The organism is Streptomyces sp. NPDC001599, from assembly GCF_042893535.1.
Lineage (GTDB): Bacteria > Actinomycetota > Actinomycetes > Streptomycetales > Streptomycetaceae > Streptomyces.
Genome location: NZ_JBIAVA010000005.1, coordinates 1 through 24,675 on the forward strand (window position 1 = coordinate 1; position 24,675 = coordinate 24,675).

Here is a 24,675-nt window from a genome sequence, read left to right on the forward strand (position 1 = left end):
CACCGGCGAAACCGGAAAGCTCTACCTCTACAAGGGCACCGGCAACGGCGGCCTCACCACCCGCACCGAAATCGGCACCGGCGGCTGGTAGACCCCGTCCCGTCCTAGAACGGGTGCACGCCGACCGGCGTCGCGGGTGCCGGTCCGTACCCGGCGGCGATGCGCTGGTGGTAGGTGGCCCGGTCGATGACCTCCAGGCCGACGATCTCCCAGGGCGGCAGTCCCGCGGTCTGCCGGTGTTCGCCCCACAGGCGCAGGGCGACGGCGGCGGCGTCGTGCAGGTCGCGGGCCTCCTCCCAGTACCGGATCTCCGCGTGGTCGTCGGCGTACCGGCTGGTCAGCAGGAAGGGGTGGTCGTGCGCGAGCTGTTCGAGCGCCCGGCGCACCTCGGTGAGCGGGGCGCGGGCGCCGGAGACGCTGAGCGTGACGTGCCACAGGCGCGGGGTGTGCTCGGGCTCCTCGCCGTGGAACCGGTCACCGGCGGCGACGCTGGTCAGGGCGCGCTCCTCGCCGCCCGCCCGGTTCGCGCCCCGGGCGCCGCCGGGGCGCGCGCCCGTGCCGCTGCGGGCGCCCGCACCGCCGCGGGAGGCGGTACCACCGCGGGGCGCCGCCGTCCCAGGGCGTACTCCGCTCACGACGGCCTCCTTCACGCACACGGCTCGGCCCGGTGGTCGGCCGGACTTGTCCCTGAGGAAAGTTGAGCAGGCCGCGCGAGATCGCGGGGCGGTTTTGCGGAACGTCCACCACCGATTCGGGGACGTTTCGACCCATTACGGGTGCAGGATCACCAGATCGTCCCTGTGTACGACCTCACGTTCGTACGCGGGTCCGAGTTCGCGCGCCAGTTCCCGGGTGGAGCGGCCGATCAGCCGGGGCATCTCCTTGGCGTCGAAGTTGACCAGCCCACGGGCCACCGCCCGGCCCGAGCCGTCCCGCAGCTCCACCGGGTCGCCCGCGGCGAAGTCGCCCTCCACGCCCGCGATCCCGGCCGGCAGCAGCGACTTGCGGCCCTCGACGACCGCGCGCACCGCCCCGTCGTCGAGGACGAGCGCGCCCTGCGGGGCGGAGGCGTGCTGGAGCCACAGCAGCCGGTCGGCGGAGCGCCGGCCGGTGGCGTGGAAGTACGTGCCGGTGTCGCCGCCGGTCAGGGCGTCGGCCGCGTGGACGGCGCTGGTCAGCACCACGGGGATGCCTGCGGCGGCGGCGATCCGGGCCGCCTCGACCTTGGTGACCATGCCGCCGGTGCCGACCCCGGCCTTGCCCGCGCTGCCGATGTCGACGCCCGCGAGGTCGGCCATGTCCCGCACCTCGGCCAGCCGGGAGGTGCCCGGTCTGCTCGGGTCGCCGTCGTAGACGCCGTCGACGTCGGACAGCAGCACCAGGAGGTCGGCGCGGACGAGGTGGGCGACGAGGGCGGCGAGGCGGTCGTTGTCGCCGAAGCGGATCTCGTCGGTGGCGACGGTGTCGTTCTCGTTGACGATCGGGAAGGCGCCCATCGCGAGCAGCTTGTCCAGGGTGCGGGAGGCGTTGCGGTGGTGGGCGCGGCGGCTCATGTCGTCGCTGGTCAGCAGCACCTGGCCGACGCGGACGCCGTAGCGGGCGAAGGACGCGGTGTAGCGGGCGACCAGCAGTCCCTGGCCGACGCTGGCGGCGGCCTGCTGGCGGGCCAGGTCCCGGGGGCGGCGACGCAGGCCGAGGGGGGCCAGCCCGGCGGCGATGGCACCGGAGGAGACGAGGACGACCTCCTTGTCGGCGCCGCGCACCTTGGCGAGCACGTCGACGAGCGCGTCGACCCGGTCGGCGTCCAGCCCGCCCGCGGCGGTGGTCAGCGAGGAGGAACCGACCTTGACCACGATCCTGCGGGCCTCGCCCACGGCCTGCCTTGCCCCTGCCACGGCCCCGTCCGCCTCTCCCGTCGACACGCGCCGATCCCTGCGCCCGCCAGGCAATCTACGCGAAGGGGAACGCACGCCGCACCGCAGTTCACGCTGCGGACAACGGCCGCGGACCACGCCACGTCCTCGCCGCGCACGCACACCACCCCGCCACGGTCGGCACCGCGTCCGCACCCCGCCGCCGTCGGTTTCCCCGCCGCGCCGGGAGGGGCCGGGACAACACGCGCGTGTCGTCGGGCGGTCACCCCGCGTTAACCCGGTTGTCCGATGCGCGACGAGCCTGGAGCGACCGCAGTGCCCCTATCCCTGTCCCGCCGCCGTCTCCCTCGCCTGCCCGGGCGGCGGATCGCCGTGAAGCTGCTGGTCCTGGCCGTGCTGGCGGCCGCCTTCGCCGCACAGGCCGTGGGCGCCCTGTTGCCGCACGTGCCACTGCTGCTCGCGGGGAGCGCCGGTTCACTGGCCGCCGAGGGGGTGCTGTACCGGTGGCAGCGGGGCATGGTGTCGCTGTTCGCCAAGTCGCACGCCGATGTCACGGTCCGGCACGTGCTGCGTGACCTGCTGCTCGTGGTGGGCCTGCTGCGCCTGGGCGAACAGCACCGGGAGGGCGTCTACGCGCCGCTCGTCGCCGGGCTGCTCGTCCTCTACGCGCTGCACTGGTCGATCCAGGCGGTGTCCGTCCTGGTCCGGCGCACCCGGACGCTGCCCGTGGTGACCCGGAACATCGACGCCTCGGCGCTGCGGCTGACCCCGGCGCCCCCGGTGCTGCTGCGCCGCCCGGGGCCCCGGCTGGCGGTCTTCGGGTTGCCCGCGACGGCCGGGCTGCTGGCGACGGCGGCGACCGACGCGCCGGTGTACGGGGTGGCCGGGCTCGCGCTGTCGCTGGGGGCGGCGCTGACGGGTCTGGGCGCGCTGTTGTTGCGGCTGCTGCCGGGGCGCAGGCCCGCCGGTGAGCAGGAGGTGCTCGACTGGTTCGACGCGTGGCTCGCCCGGTACCGGCCGACGGTCGGCCTGTACTTCTCGGGCGGGGCGTCCTCGGCGTACCAGGCGAACATGTGGCTGGAGCCGCTGGCGCGGCTGGAGGGGCGGCCGGTGATCGTGCTGCGGGAGCGGCACATGGTGCAGCGGATCGCGGCGACCGACATCCCGGTGGTGTGCCTGCCGAAGGTGTCCACGCTGATGCGCCTGGAGCACTCGACGCTCCGTGTCCTGCTCCACCCGTCCAACTCCGGCAAGACCTCTCAGGTCCTGCGCATCCCGACGATCAAGCACGCCTTCGTCAATCACGGGGAGAGCGACAAGCTGTCCTCGTGCAACCCGTACGCGAAGGCGTACGACGAGGTGTGGGTGGCGGGCCCCGCGGCGCGCGAGCGGTACGCGCTGGCGGAGGTCGGCGTCGAGGACAAGGACGTGGTGGAGATCGGCCGCCCGCAGCTGGACGCCGTACGGCCGTACGCGGGGCCGCCCGCGCCGGGGGCGTTCACGACCGTCCTGTACGCGCCGACCTGGGAGGGCTGGGACGGCAATCCCGGCAACACGTCGGTGGTCGAGGCCGGGGAGAACCTGGTGCGGGCCCTGCTCGCGGATGCGGGCGTACGGCTGCTGTACAAGCCGCATCCGCTGACGGGGTCGGTGGACCCGCGGGCCCGGGCCGCCGATCTGCGCATCCGGGAGCTGGTGCGGGCGGCGAACCGGGAGCGCGGCGGTCCGCGTCCCGACGTGTCGGCGGCCACCGTCCTGGCCCGGCGGGCGGCGGAGCTGGACCGGCTCACCGCGGCCGGCTTCCGGTCGGCGGCGGACCAGGCGGAGCGGATGCTGCGGCAGCCGGAGCCGGAGCCCGGGCGGGCGGGGGCCGTGCGGCGGGCGGCGGCCGCGTGGGAGGAGGCGTACTGGGCGTCGCTGCCCGCGTGGGAGCACCAGGTCGTCACGGACGCCCGCCCGCCGCTGTACGCCTGCTTCAACCGGGCCGACCTGCTGATCAGCGACGTGTCGAGCGTGATCAGCGACTTCCTGGCGAGCGGCAAGCCGTACGCGGTGGCCAACACCAGCGCGCTGGCCGAGGACGTGTTCCGCAAGTCGTTCCCGACGGTGGCGGCGGCGACCGTGCTGGCGCCGGACGCGTCCGGGGTGCCGGCGCTGCTGGCGGCGGTGCGCAGTCCGGAGCGGGACGAACTGGCCCAGGAACGTGCCGCGTTGGCCCTGCGTCTGCTGGGTCCGGCCGAGCCGCCGTCCCGGGAGCGCTTCGCCGGTGCGGTGCGGGACCTGTGCGCGGCGGCCGGCGACCACCGCGCCCGCCGGGCCGAGCGCCTCGCCGCGGACCTCTCCGTCCCTGGTCCCCGGCTCGGAACCGACGCGAGCGCGCTGCGCGGGCGGCGTTGAGGGCAGAGCGGCCGTCCGGGCGGACGGGCCCGGACGGCCGGGCAGGAGTAGACCGGTGGATCCGGGGAACATGAGAAGAACTTGAAACCACCCTGTGGGCGTTCGGGGCACATGTGTGGATACTCATAAGAGCTGTTGGGGCAAGATCGGGCATACCCCTCCAACAGGACCGTTACGCTTGGCCGCAAATCACAGACTCTCCCGATACGGTACGCGGCAACACACGGACAGCTTTCCCCTTCGAACAGGTTGCAGGAATGCCCAGGTTCTCCCTCATCGTCCCGGTGCACAAGGTGCAGGGCTATCTGCCCGAATGTCTCGATTCGGTGCTCGGACAGAACTTCGTGGATTTCGAGATCATCGCGGTCGACGACTTCTCACCGGACGGTTCGGGGGCCATTCTCGACGAATACGCGAAACGCGACGCGCGTATCCAGGTGACACATCTCACGGAGAATGTGGGGCTGGGCCGTGCCCGAAACGCCGGGTTGGAAAAGGCGCAGGGCGACTACGTGCTGTTCCTGGACAGTGACGACACCTTGTCCGAGGGGGCGCTCGCGGCGATAGCGGACCGTCTCGACGCGACGGACGACCCCGAGGTGCTCGTCTACGACTACGCCCGCACCTACTGGAACGGCAAGGTCAACCGCAATCAGTTGGCGGACCTGCTCGCACACACCGGCCCGGACGTCTTCTCCCTCGCCGACCGTCCGCAACTGCTGGACCTGCTCCAGATCGTCTGGAACAAGGCGTACCGGCGGGACTTCATCGCCCGCACGGGACTCACCTTCCCGCCCGGCTACTACGAGGACGCGCCCTGGACATTCTGCTCCCTGATCAGCGCCGAGCGGATCGCCGTGCTGGACCGGGTCTGCGTCTACTACCGGCAGCGGCGTGAGGGCGGCAACATCCTCAAGACGGTCAGCCGCAAGCACTTCGACGTCTTCGACCAGTACCAGCGGGTCTTCGACTACGTCGACGCGCACGAGGAACTCGCCGAATGGCGCGGCCCGTTGTTCCGCAAGATGGCCGACCACTACCTGACCGTCCTGGAGCGTCCGGGCCGGCTGCCGCGGGAGGCGCGGGCGGAGTTCTTCCACCGCGCCGCGGCCGACTACCGCGCCCGCGTGCCGAAGGGCTTCACCCGGCCGGGCGGCGGCCGCGGCCACAAGTACGCGATGCTGGAGCGCGACGCCTACTCCACCCTGGTGAGCGCCCTCGCCGCGGTGAAGGTGCGCCGGCGGGTCAAGAAGAGCGTCCGCACCGCGGTCAACCGGTCCAAGCGCGGCGCGATGCGCGCCCTCTACCAGTCGCAGCTCAGGCTTCCGCTCGACGACAACCTGGTGCTGTTCTCCGCCTACTGGAGCCGCGGCGTCTCCTGCAACCCGGCCGCCATCGACGCCGAACTGGCGCGCCGGGCCCCGCATCTGCGCCGCGTCTGGGCGGTCCGCGCCGAGCACGCGGACCAGGTGCCCGAGGGCGTACGGGTGGTGCGCGTGGGCTCGCGCGAGTACTGGGCGGCGGTGGCCCGCGCCAAGTACCTCGTGAACAACGTGAACTTCGCGGACTCTGTGGTCAAGCGCGAGGGCCAGATCCACGTCCAGACCCACCACGGCACCCCGCTGAAGACCATGGGCCTGGACCAGCAGAAGTATCCGGCCTCCACCGACATGGACTTCGAGAAGCTCCTGGAGCGGTGCGACCGCTGGGACTACAGCCTCAGCTCCAACCGGTTCTCGACCGTGATCTGGGAGCGGGTCTACCCCTGCTCCTACACCACCTTGGAGACCGGCTACCCGCGCAACGACGTCCTGGTCAACGCCACGGCCGAGGACGTGCGCGCGGCCCGCGCCGAGCTGGGGCTGGCCGACGGTGTCAAGGCGTTCCTGTACATGCCGACGCACCGCGAGCACCAACCGGGCTTCGTCCCGCCGATGCACCTGGCCCGGTTCGCCCGCGAACTCGGTCCGGACGTGACGCTGCTGGTGCGCGGTCACTACTTCTACGGCAACTCCCCGCAGATCACCGAGCTGCGCCGCACCGGCCGCATCGTGGACGTCTCCGGGCACGCCCGGGTGGAGGACCTGTACCTCGCGGCCGACGCCCTGATCACGGACTACTCCTCGGCGATGTTCGACTACGCGGTGCTGGACCGCCCGATCATCAGCTACGTCCCCGACTGGGACGTCTACTCCGCGGTACGCGGCACCTACTTCGACCTGCTCCAGGAACCGCCCGGCGCGGTGGCCACCACGCAGGGGGAGCTGCTGGCGCTGCTCGCCTCGGGGTCGTACGACACCCCGGAGGCGACCAAGCGCCGGGACGGCTTCCGCAGGCGCTTCTGCGAGTTCGACGACGGTCATGCGGCCGAACGGGTCGTACGACGAGTCTTCCTGGGCGAGGAGAGCCTGCTGCCTGTCGTCCCGTTCGACGACCGTTCCCACGCCCCGACACCCACCCAGGCGCTCGAACCTGTCGAGCGGGCCTGACCACGGAAGGAACCGCACCCAGCATGGCCCCTCGGCTCAGTGTCATCGTCCCGATCTACAACGTGGAGCGGTATCTCCCCGCCTGCCTGGATTCCCTGGCCGCGCAGACCTTCCGCGACATCGAGGTACTGATGGTGGACGACGGTTCACCGGACGACTCGGCCTCGATCGCCGCCGCATACGAGACCCGCGACCCCCGTTTCAAACTGATCCGCAAGGAGAACGCCGGCCTCGGCGCGGCGCGCAACACGGGAATGACACGGCTGGCGCCCGAGTCGGAGTACGTCGCCTTCGTGGACAGCGACGACATGATCCCGCCGAACGCCTACCGGCTCATGGTGGACAGTCTCGACGAGAGCGGCTCGGATTTCGTCACGGGCAACGTCCAGCACATCAACAGCACCAAGATCTGGCAGTCCCCCATGCACCGCATCCTCGCCGGCGGCGCGGTCAGGCGGACCCACATATCGCGGAACAGGAAGCTGCTGACCGACCGAATAGCCTGCAACAAGGTGTTCCGCCGTTCGTTCTGGGAGAAGCACGACCTCTCCTTCCCGGAAGGCGTGCTGTACGAGGACGTCCCGGTGATCCTCCCGGCGCAGTTCCTCGCCGAAGCCGTGGACATCATCAGCGAGCCCACGTACTACTGGCGACTGCGCGAGGGCGAGGCCGCCCCCTCCATCACCCAGCGCCGGACCGAGCCGAAGGCCGTGCGGGACCGTGCCGCGGCCGTGGAGTCCGTCAGCCGGTTCTTCGCCTCCCAGCCCGGCGAGACGAGCGCCGAGCTGAAGAACGCGTACGACAGCACCGCTCTCACCGGTGACCTCCGGATCTTCCTGAACGTCCTGCCGGACGGTGACGCGGAGTTCCGCGCCGAGTTCCTGCGCGTGATCAACAACTACCTGGACCAGGTCGACCCGCGCGTGGTCATGGAGCTCCCGGCGACCGCCCGCATCAAGTGGCTGCTCGTCCGCAGACACGCGCTGGACGAGCTCGTGGACCTGCTCCAGGCGGAACGGCGCGGTGACGCCGTGAAGATCACCGGCTTCCACCGCAAGTACGTCGACTACCCCGGTCTGGAAACGGCCGCCACCCGGCTGCCGAAGAAGGCGCGCCGTATCGATCCCGACCTCAAGCTCCACGCCCCCCTCCAGGACATCCGCTGGGAGGACGGACGGCTGCGGCTGGCCGGACACGCCTGGATCGACCAGATCGACCAGGCCGGAAGGCGCAGCGCGGCCAAGATCCTCGTGCTGAAGAAGGACGGCTCCCGCAGGGCCACGGTCCTGCCGCTGCGCAACGCCTACGTCCCGGAGGCCACGTCGCTGTCCGGCCGCAAGCACACCAACTACGACTGGTCGGGCTGGGAGGCGGACCTCGACCCGCTCAAGCTGCGCAGGGGCTCCCAGTGGGAGGAGGGCACCTGGCGGGTCGGCATCGGCATCGCCACCGCCGGTCTGCTGCGCAAGCGCGCGGTCCAGGTGAAGGGCCCGACGCGGGCCAACCACCCGCCCTACCAGTGGCTGGACGACAACTTCCGGCTGCTGCCCACCCCGGTCAACGGGGCGCTGCGGCTCACCGTGGAGCGGGTGCGCGCGCTGATCACGGGCCATCGGGCGGTCGGCGCGGACATCGAGATCGACGGTGAGATCCGCGTGCCGCTGGACGCGGGAGAGACTGTCTCGCTGCGCGTCACCAACAAGAAGAGCGGCGAGCGGCTGCACTACCCCGTCACGCTGAGCACGGCCGACGGCGCGCACACCCCGTTCACGGTGCGGGTGCCGATGCGGGACGTCGCCCTGCTGCCTGAGCACCAGGACGTCGTGAAGGAGGAGAACGCCGCCGGCGGTGCCGACCCCGCGGCCGCCTCCCGGCGCAACTGGAGCACCCAGCTGGTCGCGGTGGCTCCCGACGGGAGCGAGCGCCGTTTCTCCACCGTGGTCCGTGAAGGACTCGCGGACGGGGAGATGCGACTGCCGGCGTCCCTCGCGGACAACGCCGACCGCAACGAGATAGCCCTGGTCTCGGGGCACAACGGCTATCTGAAGTTCTCCGGCCGCCCGCTCCAGGCGAAGATCACGTCGGTGCGCTGGACCGGTGACCGCTACGTCGTGGAAGGCGTGAGTGCCGCCGACATCGACGGGGCTGACTTCGTCGTGAAGGCCCGGGACCGGTTCGACGAGAAGACCGTGGCCCTGCGGACCTCACCGGACGGTTCGTTCGCCGCCGAGTTCACCCCGGCGTCCATGTCCGGTCCCGAGGGAACGCTGCCGCTCAAGAGCGGGCGCTGGAACTTCTTCCTGCGCGCCCCCGACGGCAGCGACATACCCTTCCTCGTCGACCGGCTCGCCGTGGACGACTTCCCCGTGCTCGGCGCCGCCAAGGACCGGGAGTACGAGTTCGAGTCCCGTTGGTACAACTTCCCGCAGCTGCACTGCCCGTCCGACCTGTCCGTCCTGGAGCGCGGCGCCTACCGTCAGGAGCGGCTGCGCAAGGACGTGTACGAAGCGGGCCGGACCAAGCCGCTGCGGGACGCGGTGCTGTTCATCAGCTACAACGGCAAGCAGTACTCGGACTCGCCGCGCGCGATGCACGAGGAGCTGCTGCGCCGGGGGTCCGACCTCGAGTACCTGTGGCTGGTCCGGGACGGTCAGGTGGACCTGCCCGACACCGCGCGCAAGGTGCGGTTCTGGAGCACCGAGTGGTACGAGGCGCTGGCCCGCTGCCGCTACATCGTCACCAACGCGCACCTGCCGCACTGGATGGAGCGTCGCCCGGGGCAGGTGATCGTGCAGACGTGGCACGGCACCATGCTGAAGAAGATCGGCCTGGACATCGAGGCGCCGAAGTTCGACCCCCAGTACCACGAGCGGCTGATCCAGGAGGCCCGCAACTGGACGATGCTGGTCTCCTCCAACCGCTTCAGCACGCCGATCCTCAAGCGCGCCATGGGCTTCGACGGGAAGATCATCGAGACCGGGTACCCGCGCAACGACTACCTCTACGCGCCGGACCTCGCCGAGCGTGCCCGGGAGATCAAGGAGCGGCTCGGCGTGCCGGCCGACAAGCGGGTGATCCTCTACGCGCCGACCTGGCGGGACGACCTGTCGCACCGGCGGGGGCAGTTCAAGTTCGACCTGCGCATCGACGTCGAGGACGCCCGCGCGCGGCTGGGTGACGACCACGTGCTGCTGATCCGCCGGCACTCCAACGTCGTGGACAGCATTCCCGGCGCGGGCAACGGCTTCGTGTACGACGTCTCGGAGTATCCCGACATCGCGGACCTGTATCTCGCCGCCGACGTGCTGGTGACGGACTACTCCTCGGTGATGTTCGACTACGCGCACCTGAAGCGGCCCATGCTGTTCTTCACGTACGACCTGGAGCACTACCGGGACAAGCTGCGCGGCTTCTACTTCGACTTCGAGAACGACGCGCCGGGTCCGCTGATCCGCACCTCGGAGGAGCTGGTGAGCGCGCTGGGCGACCTGGACAAGGTGTCGGCCGAGTACGCGGACCGCTACCGGCGCTTCCAGGAGCTGTTCTGCGAGCTCGACGACGGCAGGGCCGCGGCACGCGTCGTGGACCTGATGCTGGAGCAGGCGCGGGAGGTCTGACGCCCGCTGCGGCGGAGGGGGCAGGCGCCCGGAACTCAGCCCGGTGCCGCCTGCCCGAAGCCGCCTAGAACGGCTCGAAGCCGTCGAACTCCTGCTGGGCCTCGTCCCGTTCGGCGTCCCGGTCCCGGCGCCGCTGGGCGGCCGGGCGGGGCGCCTCGAAGCGGTGGTCCTCGCCGCGGCGGCCGAGCATCTCGGCGCCCGCCGTGACCGAGGGCTCCCAGTCGAAGACGACCGCGTTGTCCTCGGGGCCGATGGCCACGCCGTCGCCGTTGCGGGCGCCCGCCTTCATCAGCTTCTCCTCGACGCCGAGGCGGTTGAGCCGGTCGGAGAGGTAGCCGACGGCCTCGTCGTTGTTGAAGTCGGTCTGGCGCACCCAGCGTTCCGGCTTCTCGCCGCGCACCCGGAACAGGCCGTCCTCCTCGCGGGTGACGGTGAAGCCCGCGTCGTCCACGGCCTTGGGCCGGATGACGATCCGGGTGGCCTCCTCCTTCGGGCGGGCGGCGCGGGCCGTGGCGACCAGCTCGGCCAGCGCGAAGGACAGCTCCTTGAGCCCCATGTGGGCCACGGCCGACACCTCGAAGACCCGGTAGCCGCGCGCCTGAAGGTCCGGGCGGACCATCTCGGCGAGGTCCTTGCCGTCGGGCACGTCGATCTTGTTGAGGACGACGATCCGCGGCCGGTTGTCCAGGCCGCCGTACTCGCGCAGCTCGGCCTCGATGACGTCCAGGTCGGAGAGCGGGTCGCGCTCGGACTCCAGCGTCGCCGTGTCCAGGACGTGCACCAGCACGCTGCACCGCTCCACGTGCCGCAGGAACTCCAGGCCCAGGCCCTTGCCCTGGCTGGCGCCGGGGATGAGACCGGGGACGTCCGCGACGGTGTACACGGTCTCGCCCGCCGTCACCACGCCCAGGTTCGGGACGAGCGTCGTGAAGGGGTAGTCGGCGATCTTCGGCTTGGCCGCGCTCAGTACGGAGATCAGCGAGGACTTGCCGGCGCTCGGGTAGCCGACCAGCGCGACGTCGGCGACGGTCTTCAGCTCCAGGTGGATGTCCTGGAGGTCACCGGGCACACCGAGCAGCGCGAAGCCGGGGGCCTTGCGGCGCGCGGAGGCCAGCGCCGCGTTGCCGAGGCCGCCCCGGCCGCCCTGCGCGGCGACGTAGGAGGTGCCGTGGCCGACCAGGTCGGCGAGCACGTTGCCCGCGCCGTCGAGGACCACGGTGCCGTCGGGCACGGGCAGGACCAGGTCCTGGCCGTCCTTGCCGGAGCGGTTGCCGCCCTCGCCGGGCTTGCCGTTGGTGGCCTTGCGGTGCGGGGAGTGGTGGTAGTCGAGGAGCGTGGTCACCGACTGGTCCACGGTGAGGATCACGTCGCCGCCACGGCCGCCGTTGCCGCCGTCCGGGCCGCCGAGCGGCTTGAACTTCTCACGGTGGACGGAGGCACAGCCGTGGCCTCCGTTACCCGCGGCGACGTGCAGTTCGACGCGGTCCACGAAGGTGGTCATGGGATGTGCCTCCAGTTACTGCCTACTGCGGGGATGTCTCTTGGGTAACACGCGAAAGGCGGACCCACTTCCCGTGGGGGAAGTGAGGCCCGCCTCGCGAAAGTGTCCGGTCAGGCGACCGGGACGATGTTCACGACCTTGCGGCCACGGTGGGTGCCGAACTGCACCGCACCGGCCTGCAGGGCGAACAGCGTGTCGTCGCCGCCACGGCCGACGCCGGCGCCCGGGTGGAAGTGGGTGCCACGCTGGCGGACCAGGATCTCACCCGCGTTGACGGCCTGACCGCCGAAGCGCTTCACGCCGAGCCGCTGGGCATTCGAGTCGCGACCGTTCCGGGTGGACGATGCGCCCTTCTTGTGTGCCATGTCTCCTCAGTCCCTTACTTCGCAGCCGCGGGGATCTCAGTGACCTTGATCGCCGTGTACTGCTGGCGGTGGCCCTGACGACGGCGGTAGCCGGTCTTGTTCTTGTAGCGCAGAATGTCGATCTTCTGGCCCTTGTGGTGGTCCACGACCTCGGCCTGGACCTTGATGCCGGCCAGCACCCACGGGTCGCTGGTCACAGCGTCGCCGTCGACGACGAGCAGGGTCGAGAGCTCGACCGTGTCGCCGACCTGGGCGGTGGAAATCTTGTCAACCTCAACGATGTCGCCGACAGCAACCTTGTGCTGGCGACCACCGCTGCGCACGATGGCGTACACGCGGATCTCACTCTCTCGCTCGGAACGGCACCCCCGCAGTCCAGCCACCCGGTGACACACGGACAGCCTCTCCCGGCCGGGGCCCGCGAGGGCCCGCACCCGGAAGGAAAGAGGTTTACGGGGATGTGACGCGTCAGTCGACACGCCGACGGTCAAGATTACGGGGCCGCACGACAGGGGTCAAACCGGGCCCCCGGCGTCAACCGGAGACCGCCGCGACGTACTCGGCGTACGCCTCCGCCGCCCGCGCGGGCGTCAGGTCGAGGTGCTCCAGGATCGTGTACCGGCCGGGCCTGGTCTGCGGCGCGAACCCCACGGCCCGCACGAACTCCTCGTCGCCGAACCCGATCTCCCGGGCCACCACGGGCAGCCCGTGCCGGCGCAGCGTGTCCGCCATCAGCAGCGAGCCCTCCCGGTCGCCGCGCAGATACGTCGCGAAGGCCGCGCCGATGCCCACCTGCTCGCCGTGGCTGGCCGCGCGCCGGGGATACAGCAGGTCGAGGGCGTGGCTGATCTCGTGGCAGGCGCCGGACGAGGGGCGGGTGTGCCCGGCGATGGTCATGGCGATCCCGGACAGCACCAGGCCCTCGGTCAGCACGGTCAGGAACCCGTCGTCGCCGCAGCCGCCCGGGTGGCGCAGCACGGCCTCGCCGGCCTGCCGGGCGAGGGCGGCGGCGAGACCGTCGACCTTCTCGCCGTTCACCCGGTGGGACAGCTCCCAGTCGGCGACCGCGGAGATGTTGGAGACGGCGTCGCCGATCCCGGAGCGCACGAACCGGATCGGTGCCTCCCGGATCACCGCGAGGTCGACGACGAGCGCGATGGGCGTCGGCACGCCGTAGGAGCCGCGGCCCGCGTCGTTGTCGAGGATCGAGACCGGCGAGCAGATGCCGTCGTGGGACAGGTTGGTCGCCACGGCGACCATGGGCAGACCCACGCGGGCGGCGGCGAACTTGGCGCAGTCGATGACCTTGCCGCCGCCGAGACCGACGACCGCGTCGTAGCGGCCCGACTTCATGCCGTCGGCCAGCCGCACCGCGTCGTCGATCGTGCCGCCGCCGACCTCGAACCAGTCGGCGCCGGGCAGCGACGGCTCCAGCCGCCGGCGCAGCCGCGCCCCCGAGCCGTCGGAGATCGCCACGGCCAGCTTCCCGGACTGCGAGATCCGCTGGTCCGCCAGGACGCTCGCCAGGTCGTCCAGGGCGCCCGGCCGGACGTCCACGACGAGCGGCGAGGGGATGAGCCTCGTCAGTACCGGCACGTGGTCTCCTCTCCTCGCCGGGGCGCCCCGGCTGTCGTTGATGATGCGCGCGGGAGCGGCCGGGGAAACGTGTGGCCCCGGCCGAACGGAATCCGTTCGGCCGGGGCCACACGTCTTGCGACAGGTGCCGGACCGGGCAGGTGCCGGATCAGCCCTCGTCGGTGGCGGCCGAGACCGAGGACGGCGCCTGCTGGGCGGCCGCCGCGGTCTTCTTCGACGCCGTCTTCTTGGCCGTGGCCTTCTTGGCGGTCGTCGTCTTGGCCGCCTTCTTGGCCGTGGCCTTCTTCGCGGTCGTCGTCTTCTTGGCCGCGGTCTTCTTGGTGGCGGCCTTCTTCGCCGTCGCCTTCTTGGCCGTCTTGCGGGCCGCCGCCTTCTTGGCCGGGGCGGCCTCCTCGGCCTCGGGCTGAGCGTCCGGTGCCTCCTGAGCCGGGGCCGACGGGACGACCACGACGGCCGCCTCCTCGGACGCGGTGGACGTGGTGGGCTTGCGCACCGCGCGGCGGCGCGGACGGGCCGGGGCGGCGCTCTCGGCCGGCTCGGCGGCGGCCGGGGCCGCCTCCGGTGCCTGCTCGGGCTCCGGCGCGGGCTGCTCGGACACCGCGGTGGTCTCCGGGACCGTCAGTACGGCGGCCTCGGCCCCCTCGGGCGAACCGGCCGGTGCGGACACCTTCCGGGTGGCCCGGCGGCGGGTACGGCCCTTGGGCGCGGCCTCCTCCGGCGCGGGCGCCGCGGTCTCGGCCGGAGCGGCCGGGGCGGGGGCGCCGGAGACGGCGTCCTCGACGGCGGCGGGCTCGGCCAGCACCTCGGCGGCGGGCTCGCGCCGCACGGGACGCTCGACCTCCTCCCGCACCGTGACGTCCTGCGCCGTCGGCACCTCGGCGGGTGCGGCCGCTGCCTTGGCGGCCTCGCCCTTCGCCGCCCTGGGCGCACCCGCCGGGGCGGACGCCCGACGGCTCGCGCGACGCCGGCCACGGCCGCGCGTGGCGGCCGCCTCGGCCTCCGCGGCGCTGCTGTACAGCTCCTCGTCCGCACTGAAGTCGGGCGCCGGGAGGGCGACCGGCTCGGCCACCTCGGCGGCCACCTCGGACTCGGACTCGGTGTCCGCCTCCTGCTCCGCCGTGGGGCCGGTCTCGACCCCGGCGACGGCCTCGTGCTCGTGCGGCTGCTCGCCACCGGCGCGGGCCCGCTTGCGACGCTTGCCACCGCCGCCGCCCGCGGCGGACGTCGGCTGGTCGAGGTGGACGATGACACCGCGGCCGTTGCAGTGGACGCAGGTCTCGGAGAAGGACTCCAGCAGGCCCTGGCCGACCCGCTTGCGGGTCATCTGCACCAGACCCAGCGAGGTCACCTCGGCGACCTGGTGCTTGGTCCGGTCCCGGCCCAGGCACTCCAGCAGGCGCCGCAGCACCAGGTCCCGGTTGGACTCGAGCACCATGTCGATGAAGTCGATGACGATGATGCCGCCGAGGTCGCGCAGCCTGAGCTGGCGCACGATCTCCTCGGCCGCCTCCAGGTTGTTCCTGGTGACCGTCTCCTCGAGGTTGCCGCCCTGACCGGTGAACTTGCCGGTGTTGACGTCGACGACGACCATCGCCTCGGTCCGGTCGATCACCAGCGAACCGCCGCTGGGCAGCCAGACCTTGCGGTCCAGCGCCTTGGCGAGCTGCTCGTCGATCCGGTACGTGGCGAAGACGTCGACCTCGCTGGTCCACCTGGACAGCCGCTCGGCGAGGTCCGGCGCCACGTGGGACACGTAGCCGTGGATGGTCTGCCAGGCCTCGTCGCCGCTGACGACGACCTTGGAGAAGTCCTCGTTGAAGATGTCGCGCACGACCCGGACGGTCATGTCCGGCTCGCCGTAGAGCAGCGAGGGCGCGTTCGAGCTGCCGCCGCTCTTCGCCTTCTTCTGGATGTCCTCCCACTGCGCCTGGAGCCGCTCGACGTCGCGGCGCAGCTCGTCCTCGCTGGCGCCCTCGGCGGCGGTGCGCACGATGACGCCCGCGTCCTCGGGGACGATCTTCTTCAGGATCGACTTCAGCCGGGACCGCTCGGTGTCGGGCAGCTTGCGGCTGATACCGGTCATCGAGCCCTCGGGCACGTAGACCAGGTAGCGGCCGGGCAGCGAGACCTGGCTGGTCAGGCGGGCGCCCTTGTGACCGATCGGGTCCTTGGTGACCTGCACCAGGACCGGCTGGCCGGACTTGAGGGCGGACTCGATGCGCCGCGGGCCGTTGGCCATGCCCAGCGCCTCGAAGTTGACCTCACCGGCGTACAGGACGGCGTTGCGGCCCTTGCCGATGTCGATGAAGGCGGCCTCCATCGACGGCAGCACGTTCTGCACCTTGCCGAGGTAGACGTTGCCGACGTACGAGGTGGCCTGCTCCTTGTTGACGTAGTGCTCGACGAGCACCCCGTCCTCCAGGACGCCGATCTGGGTGCGCTCGCCGTGCTGGCGGACGACCATGACGCGCTCGACGGCCTCGCGCCGGGCCAGGAACTCGGCCTCGGTGATGATCGGCACGCGCCGGCGGCCCTGCTCGCGGCCCTCCCGGCGGCGCTGCTTCTTGGCCTCCAGACGGGTCGAGCCCTTAATGGACTGCACCTCGTCGGACGGCTCGCTCTTCTCCCGCGCCGGCCGCGGCTCGCGCACCTTGACGACGGTGCGCTCGGGGTCGTCGGTGGCGGAGTCGGCCTCTCCCGAGCCGTCCCCGGCCCGGCGGCGACGGCGACGGCGGCGCCGGCTGCTGCTGGAACCGCCGCTCTCGCCGGCGGCCTCCTCGCTCTCGTCGGCGTCCTCGTCCGCCTGCTCGGCGGTGTCCGCAGCGTCCTGATCGGCCTGGTCGGCGGCGGTGTGCTCGCCCTCGCCGTCGGTCAGGTCGCCGTCGGCGGAGTCGCCCCGGCGACGGCGACGGCCGCCCCGGCGACGACGGCGGCGCGAACCGGACTCCTCGTAGCCGTCGGCGTCGTCGTGCTCGTCGCCCGACTCGTCGGCCTCGGACTCGGCCTCGGACCCGGCGTCGGCCTGGGACTGGGACTGGGTCTCGGCCGCGGGCTCGTTCTCGGTGACGGCGGCCGTGGCCCGCTCCTCGGCGGCCTCCTCGGCGGCGGCACCCCGGCGCTTGCGACGACGGCGGGAGGCGGCGGACTGCTCCTCGGGAGCGGCCTCCGCGCTCTCCTCGACCGGCTTCGCCGGCTCGGCACCGGCCGCTTCGGCGGCGGCCTCGGCCGCGGCCCGCTCGGGCGTCTGGAACTGCGGCTCGGCGAACACGGGCGCCTGGAACACGGCGACCGCGGGACGCGACGGGCGCTTGGGCGCCTCCGCCTCGTCGGACGCCGCGGCGGCGGTCTGCGCGGGGGCGGCGAAACCGGTGGCGGCCTTGCGGGTGGACCGGCGGCGCGCACGACGCGGCGCGGCGTCCTCGCCGGACTCGGCGGGCTCGGCGGCCTCCGCGGCCCGGGCGGGCGCGGTGTCCGCGGCCTTCGCGGGCTCGGGGGCGGCGGCCTCGGACTCGCTCGCTTCGGCCGGGGCGGACACGCGGCGCGTGGCACGACGCCGGGTACGCCCCTTGGGCGCGGCACTCTCGGCCTCGGCCTCGGCCTCGGTCTTCTCCGCTTCCTCCGTCTCGGCCTCGGCGGGCTCCGGGGCCGCGGCGGCGGCAGACTCGGTGACGGTCGGCTCGGCGGCCGTCGGCTCGGCGGCCGTCGGCTCGCTGGCCGAGGTCACGCTGCGCGTGGCACGACGGCGGGTACGCCCCTTGGGCGCGGCACTCTCGGTGGCCTCAACGGGCTCCGTGGTCTCCTCGGCCGACGCCGGCGTCTCGGCGGCGGGGGCCGCGGACACGACGGTCTCGGCCGCCTCCACGGCCTCGGGAGCCCCGGCGGGCGCGGAGGCACGACGTACCGCACGGCGCCGCGGCCGGGCGGGTGCCGCGGGCTCCGGCGCCGACTCGGAGGCCTCGGCCACCTCGGCGGGGGCCGCCTCGGCCGGCGCGACGGTCTCCGCCGGCGCCTCGGAACCGCCGGACGGCGGACCCGCCGGGCGGGACGCGGCCCTGCGCCGACGGCGCGGCGGCAGGGTGTCGCTGGGGGTGTTCGATTCTGAGTCCGTCGAAGTGGTCGACGACTCGGTGGGTTCGGTCGGTTCGAGCATGCGGGGGTTTCTCCCGTCAGGCTCCCGGGCGCCGCGCCTGGTCCGGCATCGACATGTCGACCGCCGGTGACGTCCGCGGCTCGCGCGGTGCGCGGTCGCCGCCGTCCGGGGCGCGGGCGCCGCTCGGAAGCTCATCCGTGTCTTGTCTCGCCGGTTCCGTACCCCTTGTCGTGCACGGCCTGGCGAAAGTCTTGTGGTCGGTGCGCTGCCCGACCCAGGTGGCTCCCGAGTTCGAGGGCGGCGCTACGACGTCCGTCCCTACGCGGAACCTTCCTTACGCCGGCGCCTTCGCGGCGGCGGAAGCGGCGGCCGGATGCGGCTCGGGCGCTTCTGCCTCGCGGTCGGGCGCGAGCGGGTCGGTCACCGCACCGGTCTCTTCATCGAACAGCCCCTGCGCCAGCCTGGTCACCGCTGCGGGGACCGGCGGCGCCAGGTCGGCCACGGCGCGAAGACCGGACAGGACGTCGTCGGGTCGTACGGCAGGCGTCACGTGCCGAACAACCAGCCGCAGTATCGCACAGGGCCGGTCGGTCGGCCTATCAGCCGGTGAACCGTGCGTGGTGAGGCTCTCCAGGTGCGCGACGGCGGAGCGGGTGTCGAAGGTGCGGACACCGTTCTTCGTACGGCGCTGGACCTCCACCGCGGGGGCCGCGTTGAACGCCGCGACGGCGGCTTCGGCCTCGGCGGACTCCACGCCGTCCAGCCGCAGCTCCCACACGGAGGCCGTCAGCCGGTCGGCGAGCCCGGAGGTCCGGGCCTCGACCGCGTCGACGACGTCGAGCCCGGTGGGCAGCGACTCGTCGAGGAGCAGCCTCAACCGCTCCGGATCACGCGCTTCGGTGAGCGCGATCTCCAGGTACTCCGCCTCACTGCCCGTGCCGGTGGGTGCGGCATTGGCGTACGACACCTTCGGGTGCGGGGTGAACCCCGCCGAGTACGCCATCGGCACCTCGGCGCGGCGCAGCGCACGCTCGAAGGCGCGCTGGAAGTCACGGTGGCTGGTGAACCGGAGGCGGCCGCGCTTGGTGTAGCGCAGTCGAATGCGCTGCACCGCGGGAACGGGCGGCGGGCCTACGGGCTGTCGCTTGCCCAGGGGAACTTCTCCTTGTGTACGGCCGGCGGGACGGGCATCACCCTCACCTCGACGGGGGCGTGGCGCCCGGCCCTCTCCTCTAGAGTACGCGTTCCGGCCGCTGCGGGTTCCCGCCGGTACGCGAACCGCCACGACGGGACGCCGTCCGGCGTCCGACCGTCGTGGCGGTTCGGTTCAGGGCACGCGTCGCTCAGGCGAGGTCGCTCCGCGACCAGGTCCAGCTGCCGCCGTCGGCGCTGTCCCACACCTTCACCGGCTTGGCGAAGCCGGAACCCGTGCTGCTCAGCGTCCACAGGCCGGTGCGGTTGCCCGTACCGTCCGCCCGCGCACCGTAGTCGTACAGCACACCGACGTCACCGCGGCCGTCACCGTCGAAATCGCCCGCGACCGGCTTCGACCTGCTCCAGGACCAGCTGCCGCTGACCGCGCTGTCCCAGCCCGTGACCGGCTTCGCGAAGCCGGAGCCCGTGCTCCTCAGCGTCCACAGCGTCGTGCGGTTGCCGCCGCCGTCCGCGCGTACGCCGTTGTCGTACAGCACGCCGACGTCACCGCGGCCGTCGCCGTCGAAGTCACCGGAGACCAGCTCGGAGCTGCTCCAGGTCCAGCTGCCGGCGCCGTCGCCGCTGTCCCAGACCTTCACCGGCTTGGCGAAGCCGGAACCCGTGCTCCTCAGCGTCCACAGGCCGGTGCGGTTGCCCGTACCGTCCGCCCGCGCACCGTAGTCGTACAGCACACCGACGTCACCGCGGCCGTCACCGTCGAAGTCACCGGCGACCGGCTTCGACTTGTCCCCGGACCAGCTGCCGCCGGTCGCGCTGTCCCATGCCACGACCGGCTTGGCGAAGCCGGAGCCCGTGCTCCTCAGCGTCCACAGCGTCGTGCGGTTGCCGCCGCCGTCCGCGCGTACGCCGTTGTCGTACAGCACGCCGACGTCGTCGCGGCCGTCACCGTCGAAGTCGCCGACGACCGGCTCGGAGCGGCTCCACGTCCAGCTGCCGCCGTCCAGGCTGTCCCACACCCGCACCGGATCGGCGAAGCCGGTACCGGTGTTGGTGAACGTCCACAGCGCGGTGCGGTTGCCGGTGCCGTCCGGTCGCGCGCCGTTGTCGTAGAGCACGCCGATGTCGCTGCGGCCGTCGCCGTCGAAGTCACCGGCGAACGTCTTCGAGCGGCTCGCGTTCCAGCTGCCGAAGTCCGCACTGTCCCACCGGCGCTGCGGCGCGGCGAAGCCGGACTCCGCGCTGGTCAGCGACCAGAGCGTGGTGCCGAAGCCCCCGCTGGTGGTGGCGCCGTTGTCGTAGAGCACGCCCACGTCGCTGCGGCCGTCACCGTTGAAGTCGGCCCTCGGGGTGGACCGGGCGGTGGCGGTGATCCAGTCCCGGACGTCGTCGACGCGAGTGCTGACCGCACTGGCGGCGGTCCCCTCCGGGGCCTCGTTGCCGAAGCAGCCCACCTGGTTGGAGCGGCTGCTGACCGCGACCAGCGCGAGCCTGCCGTCCACCGTGCCCACGGCGGGACCACCGGCATCGCCCTGGCAGACCGACGCGCCGTCCTTCCCGGCGAGGGTGAGGTCGCCGCCGTCGACGGCCGTGACGGAGAACGTCCCGGTGTGCCTTTCGAGCGGCACCCACTCACTCGCCGTGCGGCCGTGTCCCGCGACGGTCAGTTCCTGCCCGGCGGCGGGCGCGGCGGCGGCCACCGGAACGGGCGCCACACCCCGCACGGGCTGCGCGAGACGGGCCAGCACGAGGTCGCGCTCACCGTGCGGACGGAGCTCCACCACGGTACGGGCCTGGCCGTCGCCCACGGTCGCGACGGTCTTCAGCGGGGGCGGCCCGGCCGGCAGCGACAGGTCGGATGCGGGGTTGTCGACGAAGCAACTGGCCGCCGTGAGTACCCACTCGGGGGTGACCAGCGAGCCCGAGCAGCCCCGCTGGTGGTCGCCGACCAGGAGCCGGGCGGTGAAGCCGTAGTCGGCCCCGCCGTCGGGCTGACCGACCACCGCGTGCGTCGGCGCGGCGGCCAGGAACAGCAGCGGCGCCACGCCGAGCAGCGCCGCGGCCCTGACCCCGGCGGCACGCCGGGATGCGCCCCGTCTGAGGCGGTTCGGAGGTGTACCGATCTTGCCACGTGCGTTCATCGCAGTCCTAGGGATCGTCCGGCCTTACGGGCTGAAGGCTGCGGTCCGCCGACTGCTTTTCACTTGTCGAAGGGCACCCGGATCCGTCGAAACGCACAGTCCGTCCACCCCAGGTTCACAAGAAGAACCCCGTACCCGCACCCCTCCAACATCCAAGACGACGCTTCATGATCTCGTCCACGGGTTCGAAGCCAGGCAAACTGACCGTATGTCACGAACACGTCGTGACCTGCGTCACTTCACGGTCAACGGCAGCAGCTTCCTGCCGGTCGGGCCGACCTGAATCTCGGTGTCCATCGCCGGGCATATGGAAAAGCGCTTAAGACCGTCCGCAAACTGCGCCACGCTGTCTGACATGAGGAAACGAGGACAGCGCCGACTCGCGGCAGACCGAGCGGCCTACAGCGTGGAAGCCGAGTGGACCGAGGCCGACCTTGCCCTGTTGGAGGAGCTCAAACGGGCTGAGGCCCTACTCCCCCAGGACGCACCCCGGGCGCTCTTATCCATCCGCTTGTCCGTACTGACAGACGACACGACGTCGCCGGTACGGCAGGAGCTCGATCTCCGCATCCTGGCGAGGGAGCGAGGCTGCCGAGTCGTCGGTGTCGCCTCAGACCTGAACGTGTCGGCGACGAAGGTTCCGCCGTGGAAGCGGAAGGAGCTCGGGGAGTGGCTGAACAACCGCTCCCCCGAGTTCGACGAGCTCTTGTTCTGGAAGCTCGACCGCTTCGTACGTCGTCTCTCCGATCTCTCGACGATGATCGAGTGGAGCCTGAAGCGCGGGAAGAACCTGGTCTCGAAGAACGACAGCCTCGACCTCACGACGACCGCCGGAGAGATCATGGTCACGATCATCGGTGGCATCGCCGAGATCGAGGCGGCCAACACCTCGACCCGCGTCGCGAGCCTGTGGGACTACGCGAAGTCGCAGGAAGACTGGATCATCGGGAAGCCGGCGTACGGCTACGTCACGGACGAGGACGACACGGGGAAGGTCGTTCTCGTCATCGATCCCGAGGCGGCCAAAGCCCTGCACTGGGCCCGACGCATGGCGCTCCGGGGACGCTCCGCCGGGTTCATGGTGCGCTGCTTGAAGCGGTCCGGCCTGATGACCCACGGGCTCACCGTGGCAACGCTCCACCGACGCCTGCGCAACCCCGCGCTCCTCGGCTACCGGGTAGAAGAGGACAAGAACGGCGGGCAGCGACGATCGAAGCCGCTCCTCGGCAAGGACGGCAGGCCGATCAAAGTCGCCCCTCCCCTCTTTACTGAGAAGGAGTTCGAGACCCTCGGCGCCGCCCTCGACAAGCGCAAGAAAAGCCAGCCGCCGCGCCGTGTCGGCGGTGCGACGCAGTTCCTCGGAGTCCTGCTGTGCGCCGACTGCAAGACGAACATGACCGTGCAGATCACGAACAACACGCACGGGACGTACCAGTACCTGCGGTGCCGCAACTGCAAGAGCGGCGGACTCGGAGCGCCCAACCCCGAGCGGGTCTACGAGCGCCTGGTGCAGGACGTACTCAAGGTCCTCGGAGACTTCCCGGTGCAGGTCCGCCAGTACGCCGAGGGGGCTGAGGCCCGCAAGGAGATCAAGCGTCTTCAAGAGACCATCGCGCTGTACATGAAGGATCTCGAACCCGGGGGCCGGTACACGAAGACGCGGTTCACGAAGGAGCAGGCGGAAGCGACGTTGGACAAGCTCATCGGTGAGCTCGAAGCGATCGACCCCGAGACGGCGAAGGATCGATGGGTCAACGTCCACGGCGGCAAGACGTTCCGTGAGCACTGGCAGGAAGGCGGCATGGAGGCCATGTCCGCGGACCTGTACCGGGTCGGGATCCGCTGCGAGGTGACCCGCACGAAGGTGCCGAAGGTCCGAGCCCCGAAGGTGCACCTCCGCCTACTGATCCCGGAGGACGTACGCGCGCGACTCGTGATCCGAGAGGACGACTTCGCGCAGGCCTTGTGATCCCAGCCCGCACAGGAACGAAGCCGCCTTTCCTGCATCTGAGGGAGGCGGCTTCGTCGGTTACTCGAACCATGTAGCAGGGTCAAACGGTTCTTCCGCACCGTCCTCACCCACAATCACAATCTCGCTGTCGATCAGAGGCATCGCTTCGTCGTTCGCAGCGACTCCGGCAGCGATGAGAGCGGCACCCGGTGTGTGGCCGGAAGCTCGACTTCGAGTACGGAGGCGGCCACCGCGCCTTACGCCACTACTTCCGACACGAAGTCCTCCCGCTGCTCAGCGTCGAGCAGGCACAACGAGCCGTGGACAGCACCGACCCGAAGTACGCGCACACTAGGGTTCTGCCGCATGGTGCTCGCCCAGAGCCAGCTACTCAACGGCGAACTCGAACCCGCCGTCCAGACAGCCAGCCTCGCCGTGGACGGCGGTGACAGCCTCCAGTCGAACCGCTTCCAGCGCTATGTCACCGACTTCCAGGCGGTGGCGAGCCGGCAGGTCGGCAACGACAACGTCGAAAGGCGGATCAGCGGACCGGCTCAGACGTGCCTCGCGCCTGGTCGCGGCCGGCGACCACCAGGTATTCATCGCTCTCGGGGTCGAAGGTGGTGGACTGCACCGTGAGCCCGACACTGCGCAACTGCGCCACGAGGTCCTCGTACCGGTAGGGCCAGATGGACAACCGCTCCGAGCAGGCTCGCACCGCCCCGTCCGGCTCGATCTGGGCGACCACGATCTCGAGGAAGTGTTCCTGTTCCCAGCGCTGCTCGATCTGCCAGTAGTAGCTGACGACCGCATCGCGGTCGTTGCGGCGGATGAGTCGATCGCGGACGTCTACCCGTGAGCCGGCGGAGCGCACGAGCTCCCAGTTGCGTGAGTGGAGCACAAGGCGTCCGCCCGGAATCAGCAGCCGCGCCATCGCTTTCAGTGCGGTCAGGCGCCCGGCTGCGCCCTTGGCGTGCCCGAGCGAGTTGCCGACGCAGAACACCAGATCGAACGTTGAGTCCTCCAGGTGGTCGGGCAGCTCGTCCCAGCTCGCGCGGAGTGCTCGAAGCGAGACACCCTGCTCGTCGGCGGCCTTCTCGGTCCGGCGAACCATCCCGCTGCTGGCGTCCGCAGCGACCACGTCAAGGCCAAGACCCGCGAGACCGACAGCGAGCTGGCCGGTTCCACACGCGCAGTCGAGGACGCGCCCGTTGGGCGGCAGAGAGCCCACGACATCGCTGAAATACACCGCGGCTGCCATGGCGGGGGCCAACTTGTCGTCCCCGATCAGCCACTCGTATACGTCGGAAAGCGCCCCATAACCAGCCACCGCGATACCCCATCACTCGACGACACACGGGCTAGACCGCGCCTGCGATTCAGACTTTGCGCCTCGCACTGTGCCGGGCCGTGTCAGCGAAGCATTGAGCAGGACCCAACCACTTCCGGCCGCTGAGTCTCCACCGGATTTCGTGGAAAGCGCGACGCACCGCACCCACGCA

Annotated in this window: 15 protein-coding genes; 4 read left to right on the top strand and 11 right to left on the bottom strand. The window is 71.5% G+C overall.

The window, feature by feature from the left end; translation table 11 throughout:
* Nucleotides 1-104: 104 nt before the first annotated feature.
* A complete protein-coding gene (locus tag ACFYZ3_RS14895; RefSeq protein ID WP_388516890.1) occupies nucleotides 105-635 on the bottom strand; it encodes a hypothetical protein in 531 nt (176 codons plus the stop codon).
* Nucleotides 636-770: 135 nt separating this feature from the next.
* Entirely contained in the window at nucleotides 771-1,874 is a 1,104-nt protein-coding gene (gene proB, locus ACFYZ3_RS14900) for a glutamate 5-kinase (protein ID WP_388517850.1), read from the bottom strand.
* Between the two features lie 288 nt (nucleotides 1,875-2,162).
* On the opposite strand from proB, the gene ACFYZ3_RS14905 reads away from it, so the two are divergent.
* The 3 genes from ACFYZ3_RS14905 to ACFYZ3_RS14915 all read left to right on the top strand — a co-directional run bounded on the left by ACFYZ3_RS14905 (nucleotide 2,163) and on the right by ACFYZ3_RS14915 (nucleotide 10,377).
* Entirely contained in the window at nucleotides 2,163-4,271 is a 2,109-nt protein-coding gene (locus tag ACFYZ3_RS14905; protein WP_388516893.1) for a hypothetical protein, read from the top strand.
* 257 nt (nucleotides 4,272-4,528) lie between these two features.
* Nucleotides 4,529-6,760: a CDP-glycerol glycerophosphotransferase family protein gene (locus ACFYZ3_RS14910; protein ID WP_388516896.1), complete on the top strand. Its 2,232-nt coding sequence runs from the start codon at nucleotides 4,529-4,531 to the stop codon at nucleotides 6,758-6,760.
* A 23-nt stretch (nucleotides 6,761-6,783) separates the two neighbouring features.
* The gene (locus ACFYZ3_RS14915) at nucleotides 6,784-10,377 is read left to right on the top strand and encodes a CDP-glycerol glycerophosphotransferase family protein (protein ID WP_388516898.1); all 3,594 of its coding nucleotides are present in this window, start codon (nucleotides 6,784-6,786) and stop codon (nucleotides 10,375-10,377) included.
* Between the two features lie 64 nt (nucleotides 10,378-10,441).
* Here ACFYZ3_RS14915 and obgE read toward each other — a convergent pair whose 3' ends face one another.
* From obgE to ACFYZ3_RS14955, 8 genes are all read right to left on the bottom strand, one after another.
* On the bottom strand, nucleotides 10,442-11,878 hold the full coding sequence (gene obgE / locus ACFYZ3_RS14920) for a GTPase ObgE (RefSeq protein WP_388516901.1): 1,437 nt from the start codon (nucleotides 11,876-11,878) through the stop codon (nucleotides 10,442-10,444).
* A gap of 110 nt (nucleotides 11,879-11,988) precedes the next feature.
* Nucleotides 11,989-12,243 carry a 50S ribosomal protein L27 gene (gene rpmA / locus ACFYZ3_RS14925; protein ID WP_003976205.1) on the bottom strand — a complete coding sequence of 85 codons (255 nt, stop codon included), beginning with the start codon at nucleotides 12,241-12,243 and terminating at the stop codon, nucleotides 11,989-11,991.
* Between the two features lie 14 nt (nucleotides 12,244-12,257).
* On the bottom strand, nucleotides 12,258-12,578 hold the full coding sequence (gene rplU / locus ACFYZ3_RS14930; RefSeq protein ID WP_007449531.1) for a 50S ribosomal protein L21: 321 nt from the start codon (nucleotides 12,576-12,578) through the stop codon (nucleotides 12,258-12,260).
* A gap of 199 nt (nucleotides 12,579-12,777) precedes the next feature.
* A complete protein-coding gene (locus tag ACFYZ3_RS14935; RefSeq protein WP_388516906.1) occupies nucleotides 12,778-13,839 on the bottom strand; it encodes an iron-containing alcohol dehydrogenase family protein in 1,062 nt (353 codons plus the stop codon).
* Nucleotides 13,840-13,987: 148 nt separating this feature from the next.
* Entirely contained in the window at nucleotides 13,988-17,989 is a 4,002-nt protein-coding gene (locus ACFYZ3_RS14940; RefSeq protein ID WP_388516909.1) for a ribonuclease E/G, read from the bottom strand.
* 274 nt (nucleotides 17,990-18,263) lie between these two features.
* The gene (locus ACFYZ3_RS14945) at nucleotides 18,264-19,040 is read right to left on the bottom strand and encodes a TIGR03936 family radical SAM-associated protein (protein ID WP_388516911.1); all 777 of its coding nucleotides are present in this window, start codon (nucleotides 19,038-19,040) and stop codon (nucleotides 18,264-18,266) included.
* A gap of 232 nt (nucleotides 19,041-19,272) precedes the next feature.
* A complete protein-coding gene (locus ACFYZ3_RS14950; RefSeq protein ID WP_388516914.1) occupies nucleotides 19,273-21,222 on the bottom strand; it encodes a trypsin-like serine protease in 1,950 nt (649 codons plus the stop codon).
* 234 nt (nucleotides 21,223-21,456) lie between these two features.
* Nucleotides 21,457-21,579, bottom strand: a complete 123-nt coding sequence (locus ACFYZ3_RS14955) for a hypothetical protein (protein WP_388516916.1) — start codon at nucleotides 21,577-21,579, stop codon at nucleotides 21,457-21,459.
* Nucleotides 21,580-21,628: 49 nt separating this feature from the next.
* Here ACFYZ3_RS14955 and ACFYZ3_RS14960 point away from each other — a divergent pair, with 49 nt between their 5' ends.
* Entirely contained in the window at nucleotides 21,629-23,191 is a 1,563-nt protein-coding gene (locus ACFYZ3_RS14960; protein ID WP_388517853.1) for a recombinase family protein, read from the top strand.
* Between the two features lie 523 nt (nucleotides 23,192-23,714).
* Here the strand turns inward: ACFYZ3_RS14960 and ACFYZ3_RS14965 are convergent.
* Nucleotides 23,715-24,503 (bottom strand): class I SAM-dependent methyltransferase, encoded by a 789-nt coding sequence (locus tag ACFYZ3_RS14965; protein ID WP_388516919.1) that lies wholly within the window; start codon nucleotides 24,501-24,503, stop codon nucleotides 23,715-23,717.
* Nucleotides 24,504-24,675 lie beyond the last annotated feature (172 nt).